15 protein-coding genes and 1 pseudogene are annotated in these 15506 nt (G+C 42.9%); 3 read left to right on the top strand and 13 right to left on the bottom strand.

Translation table 11 applies throughout. From position 1 onward, the window contains the following. Positions 1-12: 12 nt before the first annotated feature. The 9 genes and pseudogenes from DWW60_RS05010 to DWW60_RS14085 all read right to left on the bottom strand — a co-directional run. Positions 13-1602, bottom strand: a complete 1590-nt coding sequence (locus DWW60_RS05010; RefSeq protein ID WP_117874529.1) for an MBOAT family O-acyltransferase — start codon at positions 1600-1602, stop codon at positions 13-15. Positions 1603-1671: 69 nt separating this feature from the next. Next, positions 1672-1899 (bottom strand): acyl carrier protein, encoded by a 228-nt coding sequence (locus DWW60_RS05005; protein ID WP_117874528.1) that lies wholly within the window; start codon positions 1897-1899, stop codon positions 1672-1674. Positions 1900-2017: 118 nt separating this feature from the next. After that, a complete protein-coding gene (locus tag DWW60_RS05000; protein ID WP_117874527.1) occupies positions 2018-3610 on the bottom strand; it encodes an AMP-binding protein in 1593 nt (530 codons plus the stop codon). Positions 3611-4067: 457 nt separating this feature from the next. Then, the gene (locus tag DWW60_RS04995) at positions 4068-4319 is read right to left on the bottom strand and encodes a hypothetical protein (protein ID WP_117874526.1); all 252 of its coding nucleotides are present in this window, start codon (positions 4317-4319) and stop codon (positions 4068-4070) included. A gap of 66 nt (positions 4320-4385) precedes the next feature. Next, positions 4386-4511: a hypothetical protein gene (locus tag DWW60_RS13775; protein ID WP_255415656.1), complete on the bottom strand. Its 126-nt coding sequence runs from the start codon at positions 4509-4511 to the stop codon at positions 4386-4388. A gap of 167 nt (positions 4512-4678) precedes the next feature. Beyond that, a complete protein-coding gene (locus tag DWW60_RS04990; RefSeq protein WP_015533718.1) occupies positions 4679-4948 on the bottom strand; it encodes a hypothetical protein in 270 nt (89 codons plus the stop codon). Between the two features lie 32 nt (positions 4949-4980). Next, positions 4981-5889, bottom strand: coding sequence for a hypothetical protein (locus DWW60_RS04985; protein WP_117874525.1), 909 nt, complete (start codon positions 5887-5889; stop codon positions 4981-4983). Positions 5890-6058: 169 nt separating this feature from the next. Then, on the bottom strand, positions 6059-6424 hold the full coding sequence (locus tag DWW60_RS04980) for a hypothetical protein (protein ID WP_147341848.1): 366 nt from the start codon (positions 6422-6424) through the stop codon (positions 6059-6061). Between the two features lie 58 nt (positions 6425-6482). Next, positions 6483-6647: pseudogene (locus DWW60_RS14085) on the bottom strand (hypothetical protein); the annotation flags it as partial. Between DWW60_RS14085 and DWW60_RS04970 the strand changes: the two are divergent. Then, positions 6648-6950 (top strand): hypothetical protein, encoded by a 303-nt coding sequence (locus tag DWW60_RS04970; RefSeq protein ID WP_055223081.1) that lies wholly within the window; start codon positions 6648-6650, stop codon positions 6948-6950. Positions 6951-7302: 352 nt separating this feature from the next. Here the strand turns inward: DWW60_RS04970 and DWW60_RS04960 are convergent, their stop codons facing one another. From DWW60_RS04960 to DWW60_RS04945, 4 genes are all read right to left on the bottom strand, one after another. Then, on the bottom strand, positions 7303-8199 hold the full coding sequence (locus DWW60_RS04960) for a helix-turn-helix domain-containing protein (protein ID WP_015533714.1): 897 nt from the start codon (positions 8197-8199) through the stop codon (positions 7303-7305). A 140-nt stretch (positions 8200-8339) separates the two neighbouring features. Then, complete coding sequence (locus DWW60_RS04955; protein WP_117874523.1) at positions 8340-9140, bottom strand: AraC family transcriptional regulator; 801 nt, start codon at positions 9138-9140, stop codon at positions 8340-8342. A 293-nt stretch (positions 9141-9433) separates the two neighbouring features. Further along, complete coding sequence (locus tag DWW60_RS04950) at positions 9434-10828, bottom strand: MFS transporter (RefSeq protein ID WP_015533711.1); 1395 nt, start codon at positions 10826-10828, stop codon at positions 9434-9436. Positions 10829-10984: 156 nt separating this feature from the next. Continuing rightward, on the bottom strand, positions 10985-14026 hold the full coding sequence (locus tag DWW60_RS04945; protein ID WP_117874522.1) for a glycoside hydrolase family 2 TIM barrel-domain containing protein: 3042 nt from the start codon (positions 14024-14026) through the stop codon (positions 10985-10987). A gap of 361 nt (positions 14027-14387) precedes the next feature. On the opposite strand from DWW60_RS04945, the gene DWW60_RS04940 reads away from it, so the two are divergent. Both DWW60_RS04940 and DWW60_RS14015 read left to right on the top strand, forming a co-directional pair. Further along, entirely contained in the window at positions 14388-15254 is an 867-nt protein-coding gene (locus DWW60_RS04940) for a helix-turn-helix domain-containing protein (protein ID WP_117874521.1), read from the top strand. Next, positions 15209-15484, top strand: a complete 276-nt coding sequence (locus tag DWW60_RS14015; RefSeq protein ID WP_334294836.1) for an MATE family efflux transporter — start codon at positions 15209-15211, stop codon at positions 15482-15484. The genes DWW60_RS04940 and DWW60_RS14015 overlap by 46 nt, the downstream gene beginning before the upstream one ends. Positions 15485-15506: the final 22 nt, after the last annotated feature.

The following is a 15506-nucleotide window of genomic DNA, read 5'->3' as shown; positions in this document are numbered from 1 at the left end:
GATAAATCACCTCTAAAACTGTGCATATATAAATCCAGCCACCTCATAGCCCTTGCCATATGCTCCGAGTATGATCACTCCAAACAGCAGCACATAGTAAACTGCCCATCTGAGGGCTATATTCTTCGTTGCAAGCTCTGCTCTTATCTGGTGTCCCTTCTCCTTGTAAAGTCCAACCAGGAACAGAATGAGCGCGCCCACTGCCAGCACTGCAAAATCTGCCATGTCAAGCTTCATTCCAAGCAAAGTTCCATTTGTCAGATCCGCAAATGTAAATCCCCTGAACATGGACACAAACATGTGTCCAAATGCTGTAAGATCATCAGCCCTGAACATGAGCATTCCCACATTCACAAAAATGAAGGTCCTGACAACCTGAAGCAGTCTGTATACCTTTCCCTGGCGGTCAACATTCATTTTCCCATACAGCTTCTTGAAAAGAGGCTCCATGAGAAGTCCGATTACCATGATAGCCCAGTAATAAAGACCATACATGACGTACTTCCAGCTTGCGCCGTGCCAAATACCCGTTCCAAACCACACTATGAACATCGCTATAGACATAGGAACAAATGTCGCGAAGAAAGTATTCATATGTTCCCTGGTCTTCTTACTCAGCTTCACAAATGGCTTGGACAGTGAAACTGAATAGAACACATAGTCCTTGAACCATGCACCGAGAGTCATATGCCACCTTCTCCAGAACTCACTGACCGTCTTTGACATAAACGGCTGATTGAAGTTCTCTGAGAGTCCTATTCCAAACATCTGGGCACTTCCCCTTACTATATCCATACAGCCTGAGAATTCCGCATAGAGCTGTAATGTGTAGAGCAGCATTCCCACTACTACCGGAAGTCCTGTGTAGCTTGCGTAATTGTCAAATATCTGGTTCACATACATATTTGCGCGATCTGCAATAACTATCTTCTTGAAGAAGCCCCACAGCATAAGCTGGAGTCCCATGGTCATGTTCTCATAACTGAACCTGTGCCCCTCATACATCTGCTCTCCAACAAGATCGAACCTGGCTATAGGTCCCTCAACAATGTGCGGGAAAAATGCAAGGAAAAGTGCAACCTTGCCAAACTTGTCCGATGCCCTGTATTTGCCTCTGTACACGTCCACTATGTAACTCACCGCAGACAGTGTGTAGAACGAGATTCCAAGCGGCATCATCCTCTGATACATCGGATTCTCTACATTTATGTGTATGAGTCCAAGCACATCTGTAAATACCTGTCCAAGGAATACCGAATATTTCAGGAATATCAGGATTCCTACATTCACAAGCACCACGCATACGCACACGCACTTTTTCTGCCATCCGATAAGTGCCTTGTACTCTTTTTTGTTTTCCTTTGGCAGAGCTTTCCTTGCCATGCTGCAGCCATCATCTATCTTGTTTATCAGCAGGCCGCCCACATATATGGTCAACGACCCGAACAGGATAAATATGATATATCTGCCTGAATTGATAAAATAAAACAGATAGCTGAATGCCAGCAGCACCTTCCATCTGTGCTTCAGCGGCACTATATTGTACACTATAAACGCTCCGAGCAATATAAATACCAGATACGATATCGACGTATATGACATATTTCTCACTCCTCCAGTATTTTTTGACGGCAGTCAGTCCCCGCCATCTTCCAATATCTATATCTGCTCTTACTCGTCTTCAAGTCTCTGGATCATATCGTATATGGTCTGGACTGTCTTGAAGTTCTCCGGTGTGATATCAACAGGAGAAATGTCTACGTCAAACTCATCGCTGAGCTGAAGCACCAGCGTAACCATCGTGATGGAATCCAGCACGCCGTGTCCTATAAGATCTGTCTCATTCTCATAATCAACTCCAGGTTTTACATCATTCAAAATCTTTAATAATTCTTCCATAATCCCATATCTCCTTATAATAAAAATTTTCTACATATTATAATTTTCACGGCAATACCGCTGCAGGTCGAAATAAGTGGAAACGACCACTGATTGGTATGTTAAGACAGTACTAATGTCACACATGCTGCGCGTATTCCGCCTTCAGCCTCTTCCTGTCTATCTTGCCATTTGCATTGTGGGGCATGCTTGTCACCCTGACAAAACGGTTCGGCTCCATGTAGTGTGGGACCCTCTCCTGAAACGCCTTAAGCAGCCCCGTCTCGTCCTTCTTCTTGCCCTCGTAGATGAACACGATCTTGTCCGCCGCATCATCATATATGCAGGCATAGCTTCTGATACCGTCTATGGCTCCCGCTGCCGCCTCGATCTCGCCGAGCTCTATGCGGTAACCCATGTGCTTAATCTGGTAATCCTTACGGCACACATAGACCAGCTCGCCGTATCTGTTGTACTTCACCAGATCACCGGTCTTGTATACCAGCTCTGGATAGTTCGGATTGAGCGGATTCTGGACAAATGCCTCTCTCGTCTTCTCCGCATTTCCGAAGTAGCCCAGCGCCACAAATGAACCTCTGGCATAGAGCTCACCCTCACGGCTGAAGCCCGTCTCAGGATCGATCTCCGGTGACACCTCCCTGCCGTTCTCATCAAGAACAAACACATCACAGTTGTTGCACGCATGTCCCATCGGCAGCGGCTCGTCATCGGCAAATACTCTGTCCACCACGTAATACGTACATATGTCGGTCGTCTCTGTTGGGCCGAACAGATTTGCATACATGGCATCCGGAAGATTCTGTATCCAGTAATTCAGCGGCTTTGTCGGCATCACCTCTCCGGCAAACAGCACCTTCTTCAGCTCGGGAAGCTGGGCGTACTGGAACAGCTTGTAATTTGCAACGATCTGCAGTGCCGATGGCACCCAGTATATCGTGTTGATCCTGTATGTATTCATGAACTCCATCAGCTTCATAGGGAAGGTGAAATACGCCTTCGGTATGATGTACAGCGTGGCACCATTTTTAAGAGTGCTGTAGAGATCTGACACCGACATGCTGAAGTAGAACGGTGTCTGGCTTCCGAATATCGTACTCTCGTCTATACCAAATGCCTCCGTGTACCAGTAGGTGTAGGATATTACATTCCTGTGTGATACCACAGCGCCCTTTGGAACTCCGGTCGAGCCCGATGTGAAAAGCGCATACACGGGATCCGTGTCTATCGCCCTGCTTCTGACCGCATCCAACACCGACTGATCTGCACTTGTGTCCAGCTCGTCAAGATTTAATATCCTGAATACCTCTTTGTTCTCGCCTTCCTGTCCCTGGCATCCATCTTCATCCACGCCATTTCTGTAAAGCTCCAGCGCCTTCTCCATATGCCCGATGTCAGTCACGACTGCAACCGGATTCAGCGTTCCGAGTATCGACTCGGCTCTAGACGCCGGCATCTCCGCATCCAGTACCACATAGAAATTGCCACTGTAGACAACTCCCATATAGGCAGCCACACTCCCAGGCTTTTTGTCCAGCAACACGGCAACAGGCTTATTCCTCACGCCATCTGTCTTCTCATATATCCATGCACCGATCTGTCTGGAAAGCCTCTCCATCTGACCATATGTGAGTCCGCCTTCCTCATCTGCAACTGCCAGCTTGTCTGGATATTTTAAAGCCGAATTCTCTATAAATTCCAATATATTTTTCAATATTTACCACCTCGTTTAACCACCTTTTTCTTTCTTCCAAAATCGAATATATTATATGCCAAGCCTTTCTGCCAGTTCAACTTAATATACATTCAACAGACTTAATTATATGTAAGAGTTATTACAATATGGTTACACTTCCTCAATCCATCAGCGTAATCCGCACTGCAGCTTCTCACTACACCTGCTGATTATAGCCGCCATCCCTTTAAGTTTCAATGAGGCGAATCTTTAAGATATCTTTAAGTAAAACAAAAAACAGCGGCAGACATGTCCATCCACGGACATATCTGTCGCTGACAAATGTATAAATATTTGTTTTCCCGGCACGGCTTACACGCCATACCTGATCCTTAGTCTCTTGACAAATCCCACAGATTTTCTCGCATTGTATAGCTTATCGGCAAATATATACAGGGTTCTGAGCTCTGCCCGGCCTTGCATCCATATAATTCCATCATAAAGAATATGGACTTTCAAGCCTGCCTCTGTCCTCCGTTATATCTCTGAATATAAAGAGATCACAGCCGTCCGTGCCATCTGGGACTACTATTATGCGGAGCCATCTGCCGTCTCTGCCTGCAACACGTGCATCAAACTCCAGATTCTCCTGTCTGTCCCAGCCCTCATATTTCTTTCTCAACTGTCTGTATACCTTCTGATCCATAAGCTGGCTTACCGCACTTATGTCCTCCCGCCGCACCAGCATATGCGCCTCATCCGTTCCGGCACATACCGCACGATCATAAAGTCCTGCTCCATCTTCTCTATTCTTCTACCTTCTTTCCCTTCTCCTTATATTAATATAAAGATTAAGTATTGCGACAAGAGCTATAAGTTCCAGTATAACTCCTGCCACAAGGCATATATTCATATATTTCATTTCAAACAATCCAAACATTAATTCTCTCCCATACGCAGTTGCCTGCAAACCAAACATCGACAAAATTCACACGACCATTCTTTTCGTTATAACAACATATTATCCTAAAGTATATGGCAAAAAGTAATTCCAGACGCACAAAAACCGCCAATATCGCTTATGATATGGCGGTTTTGTCGATATTCTTATTCCAGCTCCTCCAGAGCATCCAGATAACTCTCCATCCACTGCACCTGCTTTGCGCTTTTCGCATCTTCTTCATCCGGTTCGTCCGGATCATCCGGCCACTCATCGCCCTCGTCAAGCTCCTGCATGGTCAGCCAGTTGTCAGCCACCTCAAGCTGAAGCATCCTTCCATCATCACACTCCAGACTCACCAGCACCATAAGCGGCTCCCCGGGAAGTCTCTCCTCACAACCGAAATCGGCCTCATCTATTCTCTTTATTGTCCACATATTATCACCTCATGTTCTGTAGATGTCATAAATCACTCTACCCGTATCTTCAAAAAGTCTATGAGTGCTTCCAGCGTCAATTCCTCCTTGCGCCATATCCACTCTGTCTCTATCGTATAGAACAGCCCGCCGCCTATGTCACATGCCGCCGCAAACTTCTGTCTCTGCTTTCTGGACTTCTTATACTTGAATATATAATAGTAATAAAGTCTTCCCTCTATCACTTCATGTTTCAGATATGCCCTTGTCCGCAGTTCCTCCGGGCAGGCTTCATCCTCCACCAGCTCATCCAGCACGTAATCCTCAGCCGTCTCATCATCGATAGCCTCCTGAAGTGAACAATAGACAAGTTCCGGCTTAAGCTCCTCATTAAACCCCGCAAATGCCGGATCACTGTCATCGCCATCTATCAGTCTATACCTCTGAGGCAGGTCAAAGCTTATCTTTCTGGCACCTAAATGCAATGAATATGTATTGGTTAATTGTGCATCTCCAGTCATCCCATAGATGTCCGCATATGGCATACCGTTTTTTCCATATACATTCCTATCATTTTCCATACCTGAACCTTCATCTAACTTTATAGATGTGTCCATTGAATCATATGTATATCCGCCACCAGCATTTATCGTGCCAGAATAATCAGCATCACCATATCCTACACCATCATACTCGTTCCCACCGTTAGCTGCTCTATCCGCCTCGCTGGCCTTCTTCGCCTGAAATCCGGATACTAGGAACGACACAAAAGCCAGCAATCCGATCAGAAACATCAATCCCTGTTCCGAAATATACGACCACAGCTCTGACAGATCCGATATATTTCCATGTGACTCTTGATATATATTGTATATTCCTGCTCCCCAGAACAGCACCAGCATGGCCCCGGCCACGACAAAGCAGGCGATCGCACTCTGTAAAACATACTTTAATCTTCTCATCTACCCTTCCCCCCTGTCATTTCGCTTTTAATACACACATGCTTGCATCAACATACCGCAAGCATCTACCCCAAAGATACCGCATATTATACCCTCCAGTTCGCAGAATATCAATTACATTTGATATTCTGCGGACTGAATTTGACTTTCTGTGAAAGTGTTTTGTGAATTAACTGCGGCTTATATGCAGAAAGACGGCACTCCCAGCAAAAGCTGAGAAATGCCGTCTCTCAGTATAATAATACACGCTGTAGTAATCCGATACCGTGAAATCCGCCTTAAGATTCTCTATCGCATCCAGACTCTCCATTATCGTATTTGTCTCCTTGATATCGGGGGCATCCGCCTGCAGATCGGTGTAGTCCTCACCTTTTATCTGCGCCATCGTTCCCTTGAGTGCATCGTTGGAGCTCTTGGAATCGCTCTTCACCATGACCTTCATTACGTCCATGGACTTCACGGAAAACTTGAGCTCTGCACCATACTTACCGGACTTGTTCATGCCTGCGATCATGGATTTTGATCCGTCTCTCACACAAAAAGAGAACCCCAAATCTGAAGTGTGTACTTCTAATCTGGGGTCCTTTTTCATATATACCGCATGAATCGATTCCCATCATCTTTCTAGGTGGAAGGTTTGTTATTGCAATAAGTGTCTTGCCGACTAACTCCTCTGGCTCATAGAATGCATGGATTCCTGAGAGGATGGTTCTGTCTGTGCCTGTGCCGTCATCCAGTGTGAACTGAAGGAGCTTCTTATGGAAGCTGTTTCATTTGAGGATTATATCAATCGACTAAAAGCACAGAATATTATAATTGAAACCGGAAACTCAAAGAAATACGGAACGGTTACAAAATACCGATTTTCGGTTGAACAACGTTTTCATCGTGGCTACTCTCTCGGTTCATTCTATACCGATGACAACATAAAAAAGAGAATTTCGAGACGACAGGACTATCTGAAAACACAAAAGAAAAAAGCGGAAGAACGAAAAGAAAAGCGAAAAGCTGCTTATGATGCCATGTCGCCCGGTGAAAAAAACTGGATAAAAGTCGATTGAAAATCTCGTCCATGTGTGACTTCTCTGGTGATGTATCACGGGATACCGTTGGCTTGCAGAAATGGTAAAATGTGCAGAACGCCAGACGCATGCAGGAGATACAAAAGAACCTGCACGATAGGTACGGCATCCGGTATACCGAGAATTCCAACATCCAAATCCTACAAAAACTACTGGAACAGGCTAAACAGAACATGCATAACCTTGAAGAACAACAGCGGCAAAATGAGCGTGACCTGAAGGAGTTGCAACACTACCAGAAGGAAATTGACACCTATCTAGGGAAAAAGCATGAGGATATTTAGTCCTCATGCTTATCAGTAAAGATTTTATAGGAAGATCATCCATATTCTCATTTCGTAAACTCTACGGAGTAATAATACATATAATCATTCTCTGTATTTAGATAATCTCCGGAAATATCCTGTATCGGTAACATACTTAATCCATTTTTACCATAAACCAAAGCCGCTAGCCCCTGCTCTGTTCCAAAATCTATCGGACATATATGGTTTATGCTTGTCGCCGATCTTCCATAATATTTCCGATCTTCAACATCATTTAAAATTGGATTTTCTGTTGTGTATTTCGTATAGTTATCTGCCACAATTAGACTTGCAGAAAATTTTTCAAAATTAGGAACAACCACTATCATTCCAGTTTCGGTAGATTCTGTACCATTAAAAGATATTTCTGCAATTTTCTCATGCGATACTCTTTTTCCGGATTGATATTCAGACAAGTAAACAAAAAGGCATTTATAGTTATCCTTTGTCTTATACCGAAACATCATTACCCCATCTGCTCCAGACATCAGTTCCGCAGTTTTCATTTCCGCACTATCCGGCGATACTTCTTCTATGAAATTTCGGGGTTGTCTCATCTTCTTACACGCTATAACAGCGATTACAGTGATAAATCCTGTCAGAATAATACAAAGTGCTACAATGATTCGTCGCAGAAATTTCTGTTTATTCTTTCCTTCCTTTGACACCTGCAATAGCGTTTCATCAGACTTTTCTCTTACACTATCTTCGCTGATATCTTCACCGGCTAAAAATTCATTGACGCTGATTTCCAATATTTCACACAGTTCCATATATACTGAAACGTCTGGAAGGCAAATTCCACGTTCCCATTTTGAAACAGACTTATCACTCTTCCCGAGCTTATCTGCAAGCTGTCTCTGTGTCAGCCTAGCTCTTTTTCTTTTTTCTGCGATATATCTTCCAATCTTAGCAATATCCATAGGTCATTCCTCCTTTCATCATGACAATCTTATCTTATCACAGCAAAAAAGTACACCTCTCAAAGGTAGAATTGCCACATTTACTGCCTATATCCAATCACAGCCACAACTTTTCCATTCTCTGCCTCTATGTTTGATAGTCACGATATTATATCTGTACGGCTTGTATTTCTGTATTCGCTCGGTGTAACTTTGTATCGTTCCTTAAATACCCGATTGAATGTTCTCTGACTTTCAAATCCGCTATCATAGCATATATTTGTAATGGCATCATTGGTATTTTCCAAGCGATGGCAAGCATAATTTAGTCTTGCATCATTCAGATATTGATTGAAATTACGATGGAATGTTTTGGAGAATGTTCGTGATAAAACATACTTGCTCACTCCCAAATCTCTTGCCATATCATCTAACGAGAAATTCTTTCTAAAATTACCAGACACGTACGATACTGCCTGATAGACAAGATCTTTACTTCCCACATCTCCTTTCTCGACCAGTTTCAGCTTTCCAATGCATCTTGCAAGCAAAATCTGCAGGTATGCCTGTATAACTGCTATATCCATGTGGTCTGTATCTAAGATGGCATTAATTGCCCGGTATACTTCCGGCTCCACCATTTCTGCCTTTATGATTGGGTAATCCGGTGCCATCGTCTGTATAATATCAGCATATTTCCCAATCGCAAATGGTGGAGAAATAATGTAAACCGCCTTATTCACTCCCGAAGAGAAAACCTGATAATGATGGATAATATCAGGAAATACAAAACCAATATCTCCCTTTTCCATATGGTATAACTCTTGTCCAACTCCCAGCTCCAGTGTTCCATTTGTCACACATACGATCTCCAATGCATTATGTAAATGCGGAGCAACATGCTTCGATTTTCTTTTTAAAGCTAATATTTCTTCTTTTGTATCAACAAATGATAAATGCATTGGTTACGCCCCCTTTGCAAGATTTGTCTACTTTTTCTTTCGATTTGGCAAGCAATCACATTGTATTTATTCTATAATCAGCTTGTAAATAAGGAAAGGAGGTACGCATTATGAACAAGTTTAAGAATTATATGAACAACCTTTTAGTATTCTACGCTGATTACTTTGAACATGTATATCATGCATAAAATACTAAAAGGACTACTTTGTGAAAACTGAATACCTAGCTTGCACAAAAAGCATTGCCTTTCTCGAATGTTCAATTAGACAATGCTTTTCATTACATATAAACCTTAATACTCTGTTGCGTCTGTTACTTCATCAGACTTAATTCCCTTTTCAGCTTTCAATTTTTCATTTACAGCTTCCACGTTCATTCTGGAAAGAACAATCATAATTAACACATCAAGGATCAATGGCAACCATAAATACATAAACTGCATCATATCAAGTGCTGACTGCGGCTGTGTTGCATTTGTTCCGACATAACCACTAAGCTCTAATAACCAGCCACATACTGCAGTTCCGATTCCTCCACCAATCTTTACACCCAGTGATGTACAAGAATACATAGTTCCGTCAATTCTCTTTCCCTGTGTCAGATAAGTATACTCTGAACAAGAAGCAATCACTGCGTTCATATCTCCCTGCCATGGGCCCTGTCCAAGTGCTGCAAGGGCTGTAAATGCCAGCATAAGAGGAATACTTCCCATATATCCTGCTACAACAACCAACGCTCTACCAATAACGGCAATGATATATCCTCTGAGATTCAGCTTGTACATACCATTCCACTTGCCAACGAGTGTCGGAGTAAAGATAAGAGCTATAATAAGCGGGATATTCACCGCCCAGGCGAACTGACCAAAAAGATTCTTGTCCTTCAATACCCATGTCATGTAGTAGATACCAGCACCGATCATGGCACTATAAAGCTGCTGTAAAATATATGTTCCACAGATCATCATATAATACTTGTTCTTTACAAGAAGCTTAAATGCCTGAACCAGTCCATACTTTTCTTCATCTCCTTTTACTTCTCCATCGTTAAGCTCCTCCTCCGGAAGCTCTTTTACGGAGAGCGCTGAGATTGTATTTACAATCAGACCGATAATTGCATAGATGATTGCTACCGTTCTCCATGCTGCTGCATCTCCACCGCAGTAATCAACAAATTTTACGGTTACAGACTGGATCAAAAGGCTTGTAGAAAATGCGAAGATGAAACGATAAGATCCCATCTGCACACGCTCTTTACTGTTCTTCGTAATCAAAGAAGTAAGTGCAGAATACGCAATATTATTTGCTGTATAGAACACACCATTTAACAATGTATATGCAATAAAGAACCATGCATATTTTGCTGTATTTCCCCAGCTTGTAGGAACCGCAAAACAACATACCAGTGTAATCGCACATCCAATGTAGCCGTAAAGCATCCACGGTTTCGCCTTACCCATCTTGCTGTGTGTCTTGTCAATCATCGAGCCAAAGAAAATGTCTGTAAATCCGTCAAACAGTTTGGAAACTGCGATCAACGTACCTACTATACCTGCTGCAAGTCCGACTGAATCCGTCAGATAAATCATCACAAAGGACGTTAAAAATGCATATACTACATTTCCTGCTATATCGCCGGATCCGTATCCAACTTTGTTATACCATTTTAAATACTTTTTTTCTTCCATAGAATCACTCCTCATCTTAATCATGTTTAGAATTTCATGTGTCAAACAGTCTGATGCCTATATTATTCTAAATGCTTTTACTTTTGTTCTCTTGTATCCCGAATATCCCCGTATGTCCGGACTTATACGTCGATATTCGGGAAACGAGTTATATCATTATCCTTTCACATACGGAACCAGTGTAAACCGGAACCGGAATAATCTATCATCAAATCTGTATGCTTCTAACACGTCTGGTCCGCAGCTGTTAGAGCCTATTCCATTCTGTGCATAATCAAGACAGAATACCGTACTGTCCGATTCTATCAATTCATAGTTATGTGCCTTTTCTTCCAGCTCCTCCTGTGTATAGAAGGACGCATTGAATGAAAATGTATCTTCCTCTGCAACGGCAGTGATACCGTACTGGCTGTTGCCAAGCTCCACATAATCGCAGTCGTAGTGACTTCCGTTTTCCTGTGGGCGGATATAGTCCTCATGCATATCGGAAACCTTCAGACGATACAATCCGTGGCTTGCTGCTCTATGCTTGTCCCGGTAGCTTTCCTGCGGTCCCATACCGAAGAACCCTGCATCTGTAAGCTTCTTATCTAAGAACATCCGCACACCAAATCTTGGAAGATCCGGGAACTCCTCATCCTTTTTCACTGCGATATCCGCTCCAATTCTTCCGGCTGCGTCAATCGTCCAAGTGATTGTCACATCTATAATTTTCTGCACGGTTGCTGCCACGACCGAAGCCTGACTTGTCACAGTTACTCCGTGCTTTCCCTGAATCACCTCTGACTTGTATGCTCTTGTATAGGCTTCGTTGTAGTGGGCTTTCTTCCACTCTGCCTTGATATACATATCGTTATCCGTCGGTGCTCTCCAGATGTTCAGTTCCATCGGATGATTCATATATTCTCTGCCTGCAAATGTCAGGCTGTCAAAAAGTGCTGTCCGCTTGTTGACCGTATAGGAGAAATCCCGTCCCTTTATGATGATCTCTGTATCATTTTCCTGTACCTGAATACCGGTATTCGGCACTTCCTTTGTAAGCCAGCTTACTGCCTGCTGATTCTTTGCACCCTTACTGCTTACATCTATCTCATCAAAGCCTAAGACATACGCCTTGGAAAGAAGCGGGATGTCCTTCTTCAGCTTATAGAACAGCTTCAGATATACCTTCCCATTCTCCGGAATTGAAAGCTTTAAAGTTGTGCTTCCATCACAATGCGGTAAAATGGATACTTCGGAAAGCTTCCCCTTCCCGATTACAAGCCCATCCTGTGACAGCTCATAGGTAATCTCTGCATAATCCTTCAGATCATCAAAATCCATATAGTTGTGAAGCACTAATTCTCCACTTGCTGCATCATACGATACTACTCTTGCCGGGCGATATACATTCTTGTACTCCAAAAGTCCGGTGTGTATCCTTCTGTCCGGATATACCAGACCATCCATACAGAAGTTGCTGTCATGGATTACTTCTCCATGATCGCCGCCATAGGCATAGATCGTCTTGCCATTTTCGGCTACACCATGGGCGATTGCATGATCGCACCACTCCCATACGAAACCACCGCACATCTTATCCTCTGCCTGTATCATCTGGAAATAATCTTCAAAATCTCCGGGACCATTTCCCATACTGTGGCAGTATTCCACCAGAAGAAATGGTTTGCTGCCATCCTTTTCCAAATATTCCTCTATCTCAGTAAGTGCCGGATACATACGGCTGTATAAGTCAAGATTCCCGTAATCATAGGTTACATCGTAATTGCGGTATCTGGCACTCTCATACTGCGTGATACGTTCCGGGTCAAATCCCTTTGTCCATGCCAGTGCCTTCTCAAAGTTGCAGCCATAAGCGCTTTCATTTCCCATAGACCACATCACGATACAAAACCGGTTCTTGTCACGCTCCACCATCAGCTTCACACGGTCAACAATCGCAGCTTCCCATACCGGATCATCTGCTATCTTCTCATTCCAACGCTTAAAGCGGTTGTAATCCGTATCCTCTTTTCGATACAGCATAAATGGTCCGTGTGCTTCGATATCTGCCTCGTCAATCACCATAAATCCATAGCGGTCGCACATTTCATAGAAAAATGGTGCATTTGGATAATGGCTGGAACGAATGGCATTGAAGTTGTGCTGCTTCATCAGGGTAAGGTCTGTCTTGATCTGCTCCATGCTAATTGTAAATCCGGTGACCGGATCGGAGTCATGGCGGTTCACACCACGGAATTTAATCTTCTGTCCATTTAAGTAGATTACCTGATTCTTGATCTCAATCTTGCGGAGTGCTATATGGTCTACGATTACCTCCTGCTCCGTCTCCAGAATAATCGTATACAGATACGGATTCTCTGTATTCCAGAGTGTATAATCTACAATCTCAAAAGTCGCTTCTCCACTCTCGGAAATAACACCCTCGGAAACAACTGCTCCATTCTTATCCTCGAGCTTTACCCGAACCTCTGTCGGCTCGTAAAATGCTGCTGTAAGATTTATCCTTGCAATGTCTGAATCTAATTGTGTTGTAATGCGATAATCACGGATTCCCTTTTCCGGACGTTTTAAGAGATACACATCACGGAAGATTCCGCTCATACGGAACTTGTCCTGATCTTCAAGGTACGAACCGTCGCACCACTTCATCACAAGCACGGAAATCCGGTTCTCTCCTTCCCGCAATACGTCTGTCACATCAAACTCACTGGTCATGTGGCTCACTTGACTGTAGCCTACATAGGTGCCGTTTAACCATACATAAAAGCAGCTATCCACACCTTCAAAGTTAAGATATGCCTTTGGTGCTGCAGCATCCTTTGCATAGTCAAAGGTATGCACATAAGCTCCACATGGAATATCCTGTGGCACATATGGCGGATCAAACGGAAATGGATAACGGATATTTGTGTATTGGTGTGTATCATAACCTGCCATCTGCCATACACTCGGAACTTTGATCTCGTCAAAGCCCTCAACCAAATAACCATCCTCATAAAAGGCATCCTTCATATCATAGATGCTGTCAAAATACTGAAACTTCCATGTACCATTCAAAAGCTGCATTCTGTCTGACAGCTCTCTGTGCTCTACCAGGTCATCCATCCGCTTGGAAGCCGGCATGTAATAAGCTCTCGCCGGCATCGTATTGTCATGTAATACACTTAAGTCCTCATAGTAACGTGGCACGATCATAAATAATCCTCCTTCATTCATACAGTTTATACACTTTTTTTGTTGCTTGTACCCCTGCTAACAGTTTTCTCCTTACTGTCTGCTTTTTTTCCTTCTCGCTTTTGTTAGATTTATATTACCTTAATCCATTTCTTATGTCTATAAACTAGAATGGACAAAATATGCACAAAATGATACAATAATCCCATCAAGCAGAAAAGTGGACGAACTGCTTGCAGCATCGGACACTTTTCTATTTGATGGGTAAACAGTCATAAGCACGCAGGACGATAGTCCGGAGTGCGCATGGCTGGCACGATTTCGAGAGTTCGAAGAACGAAGAAATCGTGATTATTGTATCGAGTGAAAGGAGTGCTGCCCTATGTACATGAACACCGGTTATTTGAAACATTCACATATGGATTTTAAGGATAAAAGCCGACCACTGATTGTCGGTAGCTGCGGAATCTATCGTTTGTCTGAGCACCCAAAGATGCCAACCTATCGCCCAAGAGGACGTGTTGATTTTCAGATTATATATATTGCAGCCGGATGCGGACATTTTCATTTTGATACTGTTGATAACGAAACAATTGTTCCCGCTGGTAACATTGTCATATTCCGTCCAAAAGAGCTTCAGAAATATGAATACTATGGGGAAGATAAGACAGAAGTCTACTGGATTCATTTTACTGGAAGTGATGTAAAAAATATCCTAAGAAAATATGGTTTCCCAGATAACGAGAGAATATTCCCGGTTGGTACATCCATGGAATATGAGCGTATATTTAAGAGAATTATTATAGAATTACAACGTTGTCAGGATAACTACGAAGAAATGCTCACATTATTGCTCCGTCATCTTCTGATCATATTCCAACGTGAGCTTACCAGAGAGCAAGTTTTAAAAAATGAATATCTCGACCACGAGATGGATACCGCCATGACATATTTTAACGAAAATTATAACCGTGATATCAATATAGAAGAGTATGCGACATCCAAGGGGATGAGCGTCAGTTGGTTCATACGAAGCTTCAAGAAGTTCACGGGTTCTACTCCTATGCAGTTTATTGTTGCGCTCCGTGTCAACAACGCACAGGTCTTGCTTGAGACAACCAACTATTCCATCAATGAAATATCTAAGATTGTAGGCTACGATAACCAGCTCTATTTCAGCCGATTATTTCATAAGCTGAAGGGATTTTCTCCGAGGGAATATCGGAAAACCAGAAATTCGGAAATATAAAACTAAAGCCCATCTATAATAGGAATAACTACTATTATGGAGCTGTTGGTTCTGTAGGCATGATAAGTTTCTTATTTTTCTCATTATGTATGGGACTTTCCTCCGGCATAGGCGTAATCGTTTCTAACTGTTTTGGTGCAAAAAAAGAAGAAGAAGTGAAAACTGCGATTGCTAACTCCATATATGTGATGAGTGGAGGGTGCAGACATTTTCTTGGACTATATAAGTGACCAATCCAAGTCTATGTCTGTA

This window comes from Coprococcus sp. AF16-22, from assembly GCF_003461545.1.
Classification (GTDB): Bacteria; Bacillota; Clostridia; order Lachnospirales; family Lachnospiraceae; genus Coprococcus; species Coprococcus aceti.
This window is presented reverse-complemented; position numbering and strand designations above follow the sequence as displayed.

Coding starts and splice junctions, on each gene's coding strand:
- DWW60_RS05010 (WP_117874529.1), bottom strand. CDS start 1,602: ATGTCATATACGTCGATATCGTATCTGGTATTTATATTGCTCGGAGCG.
- DWW60_RS05005 (WP_117874528.1), bottom strand. CDS start 1,899: ATGGAAGAATTATTAAAGATTTTGAATGATGTAAAACCTGGAGTTGAT.
- DWW60_RS04995 (WP_117874526.1), bottom strand. CDS start 4,319: ATGCTGGTGCGGCGGGAGGACATAAGTGCGGTAAGCCAGCTTATGGAT.
- DWW60_RS13775 (WP_255415656.1), bottom strand. CDS start 4,511: ATGTTTGGATTGTTTGAAATGAAATATATGAATATATGCCTTGTGGCA.
- DWW60_RS04990 (WP_015533718.1), bottom strand. CDS start 4,948: ATGTGGACAATAAAGAGAATAGATGAGGCCGATTTCGGTTGTGAGGAG.
- DWW60_RS04985 (WP_117874525.1), bottom strand. CDS start 5,889: ATGAGAAGATTAAAGTATGTTTTACAGAGTGCGATCGCCTGCTTTGTC.
- DWW60_RS04970 (WP_055223081.1), top strand. CDS start 6,648: ATGGAAGCTGTTTCATTTGAGGATTATATCAATCGACTAAAAGCACAG.
- DWW60_RS04960 (WP_015533714.1), bottom strand. CDS start 8,199: ATGGATATTGCTAAGATTGGAAGATATATCGCAGAAAAAAGAAAAAGA.
- DWW60_RS04955 (WP_117874523.1), bottom strand. CDS start 9,140: ATGCATTTATCATTTGTTGATACAAAAGAAGAAATATTAGCTTTAAAA.
- DWW60_RS04950 (WP_015533711.1), bottom strand. CDS start 10,828: ATGGAAGAAAAAAAGTATTTAAAATGGTATAACAAAGTTGGATACGGA.
- DWW60_RS04945 (WP_117874522.1), bottom strand. CDS start 14,026: ATGATCGTGCCACGTTACTATGAGGACTTAAGTGTATTACATGACAAT.
- DWW60_RS04940 (WP_117874521.1), top strand. CDS start 14,388: ATGTACATGAACACCGGTTATTTGAAACATTCACATATGGATTTTAAG.